General features: G+C 70.7%; 15 protein-coding genes. 10 read left to right on the top strand and 5 right to left on the bottom strand.

Translation table 11 applies throughout. The features are described 5' to 3' along the window. Positions 1-173: 173 nt before the first annotated feature. Positions 174-362 carry a DUF1674 domain-containing protein gene (locus ICW72_RS08390; protein ID WP_223880918.1) on the bottom strand — a complete coding sequence of 63 codons (189 nt, stop codon included), beginning with the start codon at positions 360-362 and terminating at the stop codon, positions 174-176. A 119-nt stretch (positions 363-481) separates the two neighbouring features. Between ICW72_RS08390 and ICW72_RS08385 the strand changes: the two genes are divergently transcribed. From ICW72_RS08385 to ICW72_RS08365, 5 genes are all read left to right on the top strand, one after another. Next, the gene (locus tag ICW72_RS08385) at positions 482-1,336 is read left to right on the top strand and encodes a M48 family metalloprotease (RefSeq protein WP_456300183.1); all 855 of its coding nucleotides are present in this window, start codon (positions 482-484) and stop codon (positions 1,334-1,336) included. A gap of 151 nt (positions 1,337-1,487) precedes the next feature. Further along, positions 1,488-2,447, top strand: a complete 960-nt coding sequence (locus tag ICW72_RS08380; RefSeq protein WP_191085776.1) for a tripartite tricarboxylate transporter substrate binding protein — start codon at positions 1,488-1,490, stop codon at positions 2,445-2,447. A gap of 69 nt (positions 2,448-2,516) precedes the next feature. Then, the gene (locus tag ICW72_RS08375) at positions 2,517-4,175 is read left to right on the top strand and encodes a thiamine pyrophosphate-binding protein (protein WP_191085775.1); all 1,659 of its coding nucleotides are present in this window, start codon (positions 2,517-2,519) and stop codon (positions 4,173-4,175) included. 16 nt (positions 4,176-4,191) lie between these two features. Next, a complete protein-coding gene (locus ICW72_RS08370; RefSeq protein WP_223880917.1) occupies positions 4,192-5,172 on the top strand; it encodes a 3-hydroxyacyl-CoA dehydrogenase family protein in 981 nt (326 codons plus the stop codon). Next, positions 5,169-5,930, top strand: coding sequence for an SDR family NAD(P)-dependent oxidoreductase (locus tag ICW72_RS08365; protein ID WP_191085774.1), 762 nt, complete (start codon positions 5,169-5,171; stop codon positions 5,928-5,930). Before ICW72_RS08370 ends, ICW72_RS08365 begins: the two co-directional genes overlap by 4 nt. A 4-nt stretch (positions 5,931-5,934) precedes the next feature. Here ICW72_RS08365 and ICW72_RS08360 read toward each other — a convergent pair whose 3' ends face one another. The 4 genes from ICW72_RS08360 to ICW72_RS21205 all read right to left on the bottom strand — a co-directional run bounded on the left by ICW72_RS08360 (position 5,935) and on the right by ICW72_RS21205 (position 8,378). Continuing rightward, a complete protein-coding gene (locus ICW72_RS08360) occupies positions 5,935-6,843 on the bottom strand; it encodes a CopD family protein (protein WP_191085773.1) in 909 nt (302 codons plus the stop codon). Then, the gene (locus ICW72_RS08355; RefSeq protein ID WP_191085772.1) at positions 6,840-7,199 is read right to left on the bottom strand and encodes a copper resistance CopC family protein; all 360 of its coding nucleotides are present in this window, start codon (positions 7,197-7,199) and stop codon (positions 6,840-6,842) included. Before ICW72_RS08355 ends, ICW72_RS08360 begins: the two co-directional genes overlap by 4 nt. A 76-nt stretch (positions 7,200-7,275) precedes the next feature. Continuing rightward, positions 7,276-7,665 (bottom strand): RidA family protein, encoded by a 390-nt coding sequence (locus tag ICW72_RS08350; protein ID WP_191085771.1) that lies wholly within the window; start codon positions 7,663-7,665, stop codon positions 7,276-7,278. A gap of 41 nt (positions 7,666-7,706) precedes the next feature. Continuing rightward, the gene (locus ICW72_RS21205) at positions 7,707-8,378 is read right to left on the bottom strand and encodes a hypothetical protein (RefSeq protein ID WP_332308988.1); all 672 of its coding nucleotides are present in this window, start codon (positions 8,376-8,378) and stop codon (positions 7,707-7,709) included. Between the two features lie 224 nt (positions 8,379-8,602). Here ICW72_RS21205 and ICW72_RS21200 point away from each other — a divergent pair, with 224 nt between their 5' ends. Genes ICW72_RS21200 through ICW72_RS08330 form a run of 5 tightly spaced genes read left to right on the top strand, consistent with a single transcriptional unit; the run spans position 8,603 to position 12,303 of the window. Continuing rightward, the gene (locus ICW72_RS21200) at positions 8,603-8,938 is read left to right on the top strand and encodes a M20/M25/M40 family metallo-hydrolase (protein ID WP_332308987.1); all 336 of its coding nucleotides are present in this window, start codon (positions 8,603-8,605) and stop codon (positions 8,936-8,938) included. Then, entirely contained in the window at positions 8,931-9,563 is a 633-nt protein-coding gene (locus tag ICW72_RS20635) for a M20/M25/M40 family metallo-hydrolase (RefSeq protein WP_223880916.1), read from the top strand. The genes ICW72_RS21200 and ICW72_RS20635 overlap by 8 nt, the downstream gene beginning before the upstream one ends. Positions 9,564-9,584: 21 nt before the next feature. Beyond that, positions 9,585-10,130 (top strand): M20/M25/M40 family metallo-hydrolase, encoded by a 546-nt coding sequence (locus tag ICW72_RS20630; protein ID WP_223880915.1) that lies wholly within the window; start codon positions 9,585-9,587, stop codon positions 10,128-10,130. A gap of 57 nt (positions 10,131-10,187) precedes the next feature. Continuing rightward, positions 10,188-11,315: an MFS transporter gene (locus ICW72_RS08335; protein ID WP_191085770.1), complete on the top strand. Its 1,128-nt coding sequence runs from the start codon at positions 10,188-10,190 to the stop codon at positions 11,313-11,315. A 7-nt stretch (positions 11,316-11,322) separates the two neighbouring features. Then, entirely contained in the window at positions 11,323-12,303 is a 981-nt protein-coding gene (locus ICW72_RS08330; protein WP_191085769.1) for a glutathione S-transferase family protein, read from the top strand. The last annotated feature ends 17 nt before the right edge of the window (positions 12,304-12,320 follow it).

Genomic DNA, 12,320 nt, shown 5'->3' with positions numbered 1-12,320 from the left:
TTTGGAAACCGTCAGTTTTGGGGTTTGCGGGAGGGGGCATGGCCCGCCCGTGATCAGCGGCGCGCCCGTGACGCCCCCTCCCGAAAACCCCAACAATCGAATGGGTGTCCAGAGGCCCTCGGCCTCTGGCAGGTGGGGTGTGGGGAGGACGGCGTCCTCCCCGCGGCGCGCCCTCAGAAATCGCTGACCCGGCCCTTGCGTTCCCAGTCGTTGTAGCGCGTGGGCTCGGGGCCGGTGGGGCCGCCGTCTTCGCTTCCGGGTGGTGCGGGCGGGTGTTTCGGCCGCTCGATCTTCGTCAGCGGGGGTGCGGTGCGGGGCTTGCCGCCGGGGATGGCGTCTGTCGGCTTGTCTGGCGCGTTCATGCACACGATCTGGGGGTTTGGAAGGAGTTTCGGAAGATGGCCAAGACGTTCATCCTGCTGGCGGGCATGACGGCCTTGTTTCTGGCGGTCGGCTATCTGGTGGGGGGCAGGGCGGTGCCATGATCGCGCTGCTGATCGCGGGCGGCATGAACCTGTTCGCCTGGTGGGGCGGCGACGGGATGGTGCTGCGCATGCACAACGCCCAGCCCGTGACGCCGCAGGAGGCGCCGCAGCTCTACGCCATGACCGAGCGCCTGGCGCAGCGGGCCGGCATTCCCATGCCCGCGCTCTACATCATCCATGAGGACCAGCCCAACGCCTTCGCCACCGGCCGCAGCCCGGAAAAGGGTGTGGTGGCGCTGAACACCGGCCTGCTGAACATGATGAGCGAGCAGGAGGTGGCCGGCGTCATCGCGCACGAGATGGCGCACATCAAGAACCGCGACACGCTGATCATGGCCGTGACGGCGAGCATCGCGGGCGCCATCGGCTTCCTCGCGCAGTTCGGCTTCATGATGGGCGGCAACCGCGACAGCCGAAGCCCCTTCGGCCTGATCGGCATGATCCTGCTGATGATCCTGGGCCCGATCGCCGCCATGGTGGTGCAGATGGCCATCAGCCGTTCGCGCGAATACGAGGCGGACGCCGAGGGCGCGCGCATCTGCGGCGACCCGGCCTGGCTGGCGAACGGGCTGGCGCAGCTCGAGCGCTACAAGCAGGGGCGGGTGAACCAGGCGGCGGAGGCCAATCCGGCCACGGCGCATATGTTCATCATCAACCCGCTCTCGGGCTTCCGGATTGATGGGCTGTTTTCCACCCACCCGCCGACGGAGGAGCGCATCGCGCGCCTCATGGCCATGCGGGGCAGTGGCGGCGGTGCGGGCGTGGCGCCGGGCGGCTGGGCCAAGCCGGCCTCGGTGGGCGGTTCGCCCTGGGGCCAGGCGCCGCAGCGGCGGAACCCCTGGGCGCGCTGAGCGGCGCTGCCCCCTGAATGGGCCCCAGCCTGCCGCTTTGTCGGGCAGGCTGGGATTTGTCCGGATGGTTTGCGGGGGCGAAAGGGTTGTTCCCTGGGTGGCGCGTGCGAAGTTGCGCGCGAACCTCGACCCCTCAGGGAGAAACCCGTCCATGCTGAAGCGCGCCCTGCTTGCCTGCGGCCTTGCCTTCGCCGCCATCGCCCCCGCGGCCGCCCAATCCTTCGAACGGCCCATCCGCATCATCGTTCCCATCGCGCCAGGCGGCGGTACGGACGTCTTCGCGCGGCTGCTGGCGGAGCTGGTGGGGAACTCGCTCGGCCAGCCCATCGCGGTGGAGAACCGGCCCGGCGCCTCCTCCACCATCGGCACGCAGTTCGTGGTGGACCAGCGGCCCGATGGCCACACGCTGATGTTCACCGCCAACTCGCCCATCACCGCCGCGCCGCATGTGATGAACGTGCGCTACACCGTGGACCAGCTGGAGCCGATGTTCATGGTGGGCCATGTGGGCTTCACCCTCTGCGTGCGGAATGACAGCCCCCACCAGGACGCGCGGAGCCTGATCGCGGCCATGCGCGCCGACCCGGGCGGCTACACCTATGGCACCGACGGCGTGGGCGGGAACATGCACCTGGCCGCCGAGCGCGTCTTCCGCCGGCTGGGCGTGGAGGGGACCATGGTGCCCTTCCAGGGCGCCGCGCAGACGCTGACGGCCTTCAGCGGCGGGCATATCCAGCTCTATGGCGGCTCCATCGCGGTCGCCATGCCGGCCATCCGCGACGGGCGCGCCCGCTGCCTGATCCTGACGCAGCGTGACCAGCACCCGGCGGTGCCCACGGGCAGCGGCCTCGACGCGCTGGGCATCCCGGAGGAGGAGACGCTGATCTGGTGGGGCATGCTGGCCCCGCGCGGCCTGCCCGCCGACCGCCGCGCCGCGCTGATGACGGCCTTCGAGGCCGCCTGGCGCACCGAGCGCTTCCAGCAGCAGCTGGCCCGCAGCGGCGTGACGCCGCAGTTCCGCGGTCCCGAGGAATCCGCCCGCCTGATCGCGGCGGAAAGCGAGGCGCTGGGCCGGGTGGTTCGCGCCATCGGGATCGAGCGCAGCCGCTGAAGCTGCCCGCGGATTGACCGGGCGGGCCCCCCGCGCGACCCTCCTTCCCGTCAAGGAAGGGGGAAGCGGATGGAAGGGGCCGAATGGCTCGCCCGGTCATTGCGAGGGTCGGGCGTCTCGCATTTCTTCTTCGTGGATGCGGTGCTGCGGCGGACGCTGCTGGCGCTGGAACGGGTGGGCGTGCAGCCCGTCCTCGCCCATGCCGAGAAATCCGCCGCCTACATGGCCGATGGCTATGCGCGCATCGCCGGCCGGCCGGGTGTCGTGGCGGCGCAGGCGGTCGGGGCGGCGAACCTCGCGGCCGGGTTGCAGGATGCCTATCTCGGCCGCGCGCCGGTGCTGGCGCTGACGGGGCGCAAGCCGCTCGGCCACCAACACCGCAACGCCTATCAGGAATTGCCGCATGGGCCGCTCTTCCAGGCGGTGACGAAGCACGCGGCGCTGGTGGAGCGCGCGGAGGATTTCCCGCGCCAACTGCGACAGGCCTGGTCCGCCATGCTGGCGCCGCCGCCGCGCCCCGCGCATCTCGATCTGCACGGGCTGATGGGCGAGGTGATCGAGCGCGGCGAGATCACGGACGCGCCGCTGGAACTGGCCGATTGGCGCGCCCCGCGCCATCGCTCCATCGCCGATGGGCTGGACCGTGCGGCCGCGCTGCTGCTGGGCGCGAAGCGCGTGGCGCTGGTGGTGGGCGAGGGCGCGCTGCTCTCGGGCTGCGGCCCGGAATTGCTGGCGCTGGCCGAGGCCTTGCAGGCGCCGATCGCGCTTTCCCTCGGCGCGCGGGGCATCGTGCCGACGCGCCACCCGCTGCATCTGGGCGTGCTGGGCGCCTATGCCGGCCCACCGGCGAACGCGGTGGTGGATGAGGCGGAGCTGGTCTTCTTCATCGGCGCCGACACCTCGGACATGCTGACGAACTATTGGCGCACGCCGCGCCTGGGCCGGCGCTGCATCCAGCTCGACGCCGACCCGCTGGAGTTCGAGCGCAGCTACGCGCTGGAACATGCGCTGTGCGGCGACCCGAAGCTGAGCCTGGCCGCGCTCAACACGCTGATCGGCCGGCCGGAGCGTGATGGTGGCTACGCGCTGCGCGCCGCGACCGCCATGCGCGAATGGCGCGCGGCGATGGCGCCGCGCATGGCCTCCAATGACGCGCCCATAGACCCGGCCCGGCTCTGCGCCGAGATCAGCGCGGCCTTGCCCGAAGACGGCATCCTGGTGGCCGATACGGGCTATTCGGGCATCTGGACCGGCAATCTGGTGGAGCTGAACGGCGCGGGACAGTCCTACCTGCGCGCGGCGGGCTCGCTGGGCTGGTCCTTCCCCGCCGCGCTGGGGGCCAAATGCGCCGCGCCCCATCGCAAGGTGGTGTGCTTCTCGGGCGATGGCGCGCTCTACTACCACCTCACCGAGCTGGAGACGGCGCGGCGGCGGGGCATCGGCGTGGTGCTGGTGGTGAACAACAATTCGGGCTTCGGCCAGGGCTGGCCCAACTACCTCAAGCAGGCCGGCAACCGGCCCGTGGCGGCGGAGCAGGTGCTGCGCTTCGGCCCCACCAACTTCGCCCGCGTGGCGGAGGAATTCGGCGTCACTGGCATCCGCGTCGAGACGCCGGACGCCATCGGCCCAGCCTTGCGCCGGGCCATCGCCATGGAGGCGCCGGTGGTGGTGGATGTCGCCACCGGCATTGATTTCCGCGCCCCCGAACCCTGGACCCCACCCTCTTGAATCGCGGAGAATTAAGATGAGCCGACAGATGCGCGTGGCGGTGCTGGGCGCCGGCACGATGGGCCATGCGCTGGCCCTGGTCTTCGCCATGGGCGGGCACAGCGTCCGCCTGACCGATTCCCATGCCGAGACGCTCGCCCGCGCGCCGGAGCTGATGGCCAAGGCGCTGACCACCCTGACCGCCATGGGCGAGGCCCCGGCGGGCATGGGGCCGGAACAGCTGGCGCAAATCTGCACCTGCCACGCGGACCTTGCGGAGACGGTGGAGGGCGCGGAGCTCATCATCGAGGCCATCGTGGAAAACCCCGAGGCCAAGCGGACGCTCTACGCGCAGCTCGACGCCTGCGCGCCGCCGGACGCCATCTGGGCCAGCAACACCAGCTACCTCGACGTGTTTCCGCTGATGCCGCCGCATCGCCTGAAGCGCGCGCTGATCGCGCATTGGTACACGCCGCCTTACCTGGTGGACCTGGTGGATCTGGTGGCCAGCCCCGAATGCGAGCCGGAGGCGATGGCGACCGTGAAGGAGGCCATCGAGGCCATGGGCAAGGTGCCCATCGTCCTGAAGAAGTTCATCCCCGGCTACATCGCGAACCGCATCCAGGCCGCCTTCCAGAACGAGGTGCAGTTCCTCATTGATGAGGGCTATGCCACCGCGCAGGACATCGATGACAGCGCCATCCATGGCATCGCGCTGCGCTTCATGATCATTGGCATCATGGCCAAGGCGGATTTCACGGGCCTGCCGCTGCTGCAGCACACCTTCCGCAACAAGATGTACACGCCCCCGCCCGAGACCGACCACAGCCGCAGCATGGATGCGCTGATCGCGCGCGGGGATACGGGTGTCATGGGCGGGCGCGGTTACTACGACTGGGGCGGGCGCGCGCCCGCGGAACTGTTCGAGGAACGCGATGCCAAGCTCATCGCGCTCAAGAAGGCCATGCGGCAGATCGGCTTCATGGCGGGACGTGGCATGAAGGCGAATGACGCATGATCACCTATGACCTCAAGGGCAAGGCGGCGCTGGTGACGGGGGGTGCCTCGGGCATCGGCCTCGCCACCGTGCGGATGCTGGCGAAGGGCGGCTGCAAGGTCGCCATCAACCATTTGGCCGACGACCCGCGCGGGCCGGAGGTGGTGGAGGCGCTGCGGGCCGAGGGAATGGACGTGCTCTCCGCCCCCGGCAATGTCGGCGATGCGGCGGATGGCCCGCGCATGGTGGAACAGGCGGTGGCCGATCTCGGGCGCCTCGATTACCTCGTGAACAATGCCGGCACGCCGGGCACCCGCGCCTCCATCCCGCCCACCGCGCTCGACCGCATCACCGAGGAATTGTGGGAGGCGGTGATCGAGGTGAACCTGCTGGGCGTCTTCCGCTGTTCCAAGGCGGCCGCGCCGCATCTGAAGAAGACGGGTGGGGCCATCGTCTCCGTGGCGTCCATCGCCGGGATCAATTCGCCCGGCTCCTCCATGGCCTATGGGGCGACCAAGGCAGGCGTGATCTCGCTGACCAAGAACCTCGCGCGCGGGCTGGGGCCGGAGGTGCGGGTGAACGCCATCGCGCCGGGTGCGGTGAACTCCACCTGGCAGATCGAATGGACCAATGAGCAGCGCGCCACCTCGATCGACAAGGCCGTGCTGAAGCGGCGCTGCGAGCCGGAGGATTTGGCCGAGGTCATGGTCTTCCTGCTCGCCGGGGCCGCGATGGTGACGGGGCAGACGGTGGTGGTGGATGGCGGGCTGACGCTGTAGCGCGTCAGCCTGGCAGGCGGTGGCCGTAATCCACGGGATGGACCGAGACCATCTCGGCCGCCGCCCAGAAGGCCAGCAGGATGAAGACCATCTCGACGCGGATGGCGCCCGCCAGCCGCGCGCCGGCGCCCGCCTCGCCGCGTGCCAGGGCCGGCGTGTGGCGCAGACGGTTCCACCCGGCCAGCGCCAGCGCCGCCAGCACCGCCAGCGTCTTGGCCAGCAGCGCCCAGCCATGCCAGGCGTCCAGGATGCGGTCGAGGCGAAGGGTCAGATACCAGGTCAGCAGCATGCCGGTGACGAGCATGGCCAGCACGGCCAGGGTCGCGGCCCGGCTCCAATCCCGCACGAGCACGGCCGCCGCCGCGCCATCCGGTCGCCCTGCCACCCAGAGCAGGGGCGGCAGCGAACCCACCCAGAAGGCCACGACCACGAGGTGCAGCACCAGCAGCGCCACGATTTCCTGCCGTGGGCCGTAGAGGGTGGAATGGCCCATCGCGGCATAGGACCCCACGACCAGCGCCGCCCCCACCGCCGCGACCGCCGGACCCACCCGCCAAGGCAAGGCCACCGCCGCGAGCAGCACCAGCCCCGCGCCGCGCAGCCAGAAGGCATCCCCGATGCGCGAGCGCAGGACGGCCGCCCAGACATCGGGGTCGGTGGCACTCGCCCCCGCGGTCAGCACGAGCACCCGCAGGACCAGCGCCAGCACCGATAGCGCGAGGCCGGCCCCGATGGCCGCCAGCACCGTGCGCCGCAGCCGCGCGGCTTCCGTCCCATCCAGCCGATGGCCAAAGCCCAGCGCGAAGATGACGAGGCCCGCCGCTCCCAGCGTGGCCGCATGCTGGGCGCCGCGCAGCAGGACGGTCAGGCCATCCAGCAGCGAAGGGTCCGGCTGGAGATACTCCAGGATCATGGCTGGCGCGTCCCCGCCACCCGGAAGGGAATGACCCCGCCGACCGGATGCCCATCGGCCGAGATGATGCGCCATTCGGCCCGATACTCGCCGGGTTCCAGCGGCGGCAGGGCGATGATCTCGGTGCGCTCCGGCCGGATGGGGCGGCGCGGCAGCGGGATTTCGACGTTGTCGGCGCGGCGCAGGCGCAGCGCGGTCAACTGCACCCTTTCGCTGAAATGCAGTTCGATCCGCTCCGGCGCGCGGTCAAGCACGGCGCCCGCGGCGGGCACGCTGCGCCGCAGTTCGGAATGCGCCGCCGCGGGCAGCGCCAAGGGCGTGGCGGCAAGGCCGAGCAGCGCGAGGCGGCGTCGCATCGGGGGCATGCCAAAGGCTCGAAAACGAATCATCTGATCAGCATGGAGCTTCCCATAATGGGAAGATCAAGAGGCCTCACCCCACCGCCACGATCGCCTCGATCTCCAGCAGGAAGTCCGGCACCGGGAGTGCCGCCACCACGCTGGTGGTGCGCGCCGGCAGGTGCGCCGCGTCGAAGGCCGCCGCATAGAGGCGGTTCATCTCCGGCACGTCGGTCGCGCGCACCAGCAGCACGCTGGTCTTGAGCACACGCGTCATATCCGTGCCGGCCTCGGCCAGGATGGCGTGCAGGTTGCGGATCACCTGGTCGAACTGCGCGGCGAAATCCCCGCGCGCGATGTTCCCCTGCGGGTCCACCGGCCCCAGCCCCGAGACATACAGCGTGCCGCCATGCCGCACGGCCATGGAGAACGGCGGATAGGCACGCCCGCCCAAAGGCGTGGCAAAACGGGTGATCTCGGACATGTCGCCCCCCTCGCGGCCCATTGCCGCCCTCGCATCATGGCCTATCCTCGCCCGCTTCGCGAAAGGGGTGCGGCATGGCGCAGGTGGACACGGAACGGTTCCTCAAGGACCTGAACGAGCTTCGGAAGATCGGGGCCTACAAGACCGGCGTGCACCGCCCCACCTTCTCGCCCGAGGACATGGAAAGCCGCCGCTGGCTGATGGACCGCATGCGCGAGGTGGGGCTGGAGCCCAGCATGGACGGCATCGGCAATGTCTTCGGCCGCCACCCCGGGCCGGGTCCGCATCTGCTGGTGGGCAGCCATATCGAAAGCCAGAATCAGGCCGGCTGGCTGGATGGCGCGCTGGGTGTGATGGCGGGTGTCGCGCTTGCCCGCGCCGGGCTGCCGGTGGATGTCGTCGCCTTCGCCGATGAGGAGGGCCACTACGGCAGCTTCATCGGCAGCCGCTCGCTGCTCGGCATCCTGGAAGACAGCGAGATCGACGGTCTGAAGAACCGCTACCACGGCAAGCCGCTCCGCGAGGCGCTGCGCGAGGCGGGCCTTGAAGGCCTGCCGCGGCCGAAGCTGGACCCGTCCCGCTACAAGGGCTTCTTCGAGATGCATATCGAGCAGGGAACCCAGCTCGAATCCCAGGGGCTGCGCGCCGGCGTGGTGACGGGCATCGTCGCCATCTGGCAGTTCCGCCTTGTCATCGAAGGCATGCAGGACCATGCCGGCGGCACCACCATGGCCGAACGCAAGGATGCGGGCCTGACGGCGGTGCGGCTGCTGGCCCGCGTGGACCGCGAATTCCCCATGATCTGCGGGCCCCGCACGGTCTGGACCTGCGGGCGCATCGCGCTGGACCCCGGCGCGCCCTCCATCATCCCCGGCCGCGCCGAGGTGCTGTTCCAGTTCCGCGACATTGACGTGCCGACGCTGGAACGGCTGGAGGAATGCCTGCGCCGCATCGTGCAGGAGATGAACCGCACCGAGCGCACCACCACCACGCTGGAGGCGATGAGCCGCTCCAAGCCCGCCCCTGCGACCCCGCCATGCAGGCTGCACTGGCCGAGGCCGCGACCAAGCACGCCAATGGGCAATGGCAGCACATGCCCTCGGGTGCGGGCCATGACGCGCAATACATGGCGCGCATCATGCCGGCCTCGATGCTCTTCACGCCCTCCATCGGCGGCATCAGCCACCATTGGGCCGAGGACACGAAGGAGGAGGATCTGGCGCTGAACATCCGCATCATGGCGGACGCGGCGGAGGCCTATCTCCGTGGCTGAGCCCGATACCGCCCGCTTCCTGGCCGACCTGCATGAGCTGCGGCAGATCGGCAAGTTCAAGACCGGCGTCCACCGCCCGACCTACACGCCGCAGGACATGGAAAGCCGCCACTGGCTGATGGACCGCATGCGCGAGGTGGGGCTGGAGCCGGAGATGGACGGCCTCGGCAATGTGCTGGGCCGCCACCCCGGGCCGGGCAAGAAGCTGCTGGCCGGCAGCCATATCGAGACGCAGAACGAGGCCGGCTGGCTGGACGGCGCCTTGGGCGTGCTGGCGGGCCTGGCGCTGGCCCGCGCGGGCATGCCCGTGGACGTGGTCGCCTTCGCCGATGAGGAAGGCCATTACGGCAGCTTCCTCGGCAGCCGCTCCATGGTGGGCGAGGTGACGGAGGCCGAGATTGATGCCGCCCGCCACGCCACCGAAGGCAAGCCGCTGCGCGAGGCGCTGCGCGAGGCCGGGCTGGAGGGCCTGCCGCGGATGCGCCTCGACCCCGCGCGCTATCGCGGCTTCCTGGAACTGCACATCGAGCAGGGCACGCAGCTCGAACAGGCGGGGCTGCGCAGCGGCGTCGTCACCGGCATCTTCGGCATCCGCTATTTCAAGATCACCGCCATCGGCCAGTAGGACCACACCGGCGGCACCACCATGGCCGAGCGCAAGGATGCCGCGGTCGCCGCCATGCGCGTGCTGGCGCTGATCGACGAGCAATTCCCGATGCATATCGGCGAACGCACGGTCTGGACCTGCGGCCGGGTGGTGCTGGAGCCCAACGCGCCGCACATCATCGCCGGCCGGGCGGAGCTGATCTTCCAGTTCCGCGACCTGTCGGAGGAGGTGCTGGACCGGCTGGAGACTCTGCTGCACCGCATCGTGCAGGAGGTGGACCGGCGCGACCGCTGCGCCCTCAGCATCGAACGGCTGGGCCGTTCGGCGCCGGCCATCGCCGACCCCGTGCTGCACGGCGCGCTGTGCGAGGCCGCGACGCGCCACGCCAATGGCCAATGGCAGCCCATGCCTTCCGGCGCCATCCATGACGCGCAGCATGTGGCGAAGATCATGCCCATGGCGATGCTCTTCACGCCCTCCATTGGCGGCATCAGCCACCATTGGGCCGAGGACACGAAGGAGGAGGATCTGGTCCTTTCGCTCCGCATCCTGGCCGACGCGGCGGAGAAAGCGCTGGGGACTTGATCGCGCGGCCGCTTCACGCCCCAGGCCCGGGGCCCGGGGCGATCGGACGCTGAGGTGATGCCCCTACTCGCCCTCGCCTTCCTCGCCTTCATCGGGTTGGGCCTGCCGGACCCTTTGCCCGGCAGCCTCTGGCCCGAATTGCAGCCGCATTTCGGCGTAGCCAATGCGGGGCTGGGCCTCGTGCTGGCCGCCAATGCGGCGGGCTACATCACGGCCGGTCTGCTGGCGGCCCGGCTGATCCGGGGGCTGGGCATCGGGCTGCTGCTGTCCGTCAGCCTGGCGGCCACCGCGACGGCCGCCCTGGGGCAGGGGCTCGCGCCGCCCTGGTGGGGCTTCGTGGCGCTCTCCGTGCTGGCGGGCATGGGCGGGGGCGCGGTGGATGCGGCGCTGAACCTCTTCGCCGCGCATCGCTTCCGGCCGCGCCACCTCAACTGGCTGCACGGATGCTGGGGCATCGGCGCCACGCTGGGGCCGCTGGCGGCGGCGCTGCTGCTGGCGGGCGGCTTCGGCTGGCAGGCGGGCTACCTTGTGGTGGGCGCCGTGCTGGCCGCGCTGTCACTGGCCTTCGGGCTGACGCGCCGGCGCTGGGATGCGGGCGGGCACCAGGGGGGCGGGGCGGACCTCTCGGCGCTGGCCGTGCTGCGGCACCCGGTGGCGCGGCTGCAGATCGTTCTCTTCTTCGTCTACACCGGCATCGAGGCCGGGGCGGGGCAATGGGCCGCCACCATCCTCACCGCCGCGCGCGGCGCCACCCCGGCCGAGGGCGCGGCGGCCGCCACCACCTTCTTCGCGGCGCTGACGGCGGGGCGCATCGGCCTCGGCTTCGTGGTGGATCGGGTGGGGGCGGACCTTCTGCTGCGCCTTCTCACCCCCGTCACCGTGCTGGCGGCGCTGCTCCTGGCCACGGCTTGGGCGGATTTCGCCGCACTCGGGTTGATGGCGCTGGCCCTTGCCCCGATCTATCCGACGGTGATGGCCCGGACGCCCTCACGCCTCGGCACCCAGGCGGCGGCGCAGGCGGTGGGGTTCCAGGTCTCCGCCGCCATGCTGGGCGTGGCGGTGGTGCCGGCCCTGCTCGGGCTGGCGGCCGACCTGGCCGGGGCGCGCATCCTGCCCTGGCTGCTGGCGTTGGGCTGCGTGGGGCTTTCCGCGCTGGTCTGGCGCCTGCCCGCCGCGAAGGAGTGAATGCCCCATGGGCCTGCTGATCAACGGCGCCTGGCACGCCGAGACCCCCCTCGTCGCCACCAAGGACGGCGCCTTCGTCCGCAACGAAAGCCCCTTCCGCAACTGGGTCACGGCCGACGGCGCGCCCGGCCCCACGGGCGAGGGCGGCTTCAAGGCCGAGCATGGGCGCTACCACCTCTATGTCTCGCTGGCCTGCCCCTGGGCGCACCGCACGCTGATCTTCCGCGTGCTGAACGGGCTGCAGGACTCCATCAGCGTCTCGGTCGTGAACTGGCTGATGCTCGACCATGGCTGGACCTTCGTGGAGGGCGAGGGCGTGATCCCCGACCCCATCCAGAACGCCCGCTTCCTGCACCAGGTCTACACCGCCGCCGACCCGCGCTTCACCGGCAAGGTCACGGTGCCCGTGCTGTGGGACAAGGCGCGCGGCACCATCGTGAGCAATGAGAGCGCCGACATCATCCGCATGCTCGACACCGCCTGGGGCGGCGGCGGGCGCCATTACCCGGAGGCGCTGCGCGAGGAGATAGATGCGCTCAACGCGCGCATCTACGACACGCTGAACAACGGGGTCTACAAGGCGGGCTTCGCCACCACCCAGGCCGCCTATGAGGCGGCGGTGCATCCGCTCTTCGAGACGCTGGACTGGCTGGAGGGCATTCTCTCGCGCCGCCGCTACCTCTGCGGCGACACCATCACCGAGGCCGATTGGCGCCTCTTCCCCACGCTGCTGCGCTTCGACGCGGTCTATGCCGGCCACTTCAAATGCGACCGGCGGCGCATCGCGGACTACCCCGCGCTGTCAGGCTATCTGCGCGAACTCTACCAATGGCCAGGGGTGCGGGAGACGGTGAACTTCTCCCACATCCGCCGCCACTACTATGAAAGCCACCGTGGCCTGAACCCGCATGGCATCGTGCCGGTGGGGCCGGTGCCGGATCTGGACCGGCCGCATGGGCGCGGCGGCGGCGGGATCGGCGTCGCCTGATCCACGCCCGCGGGCCT

This window comes from Roseococcus microcysteis (assembly GCF_014764365.1).
GTDB lineage: Bacteria > Pseudomonadota > Alphaproteobacteria > Acetobacterales > Acetobacteraceae > Roseococcus > Roseococcus microcysteis.
This window is presented reverse-complemented; position numbering and strand designations above follow the sequence as displayed.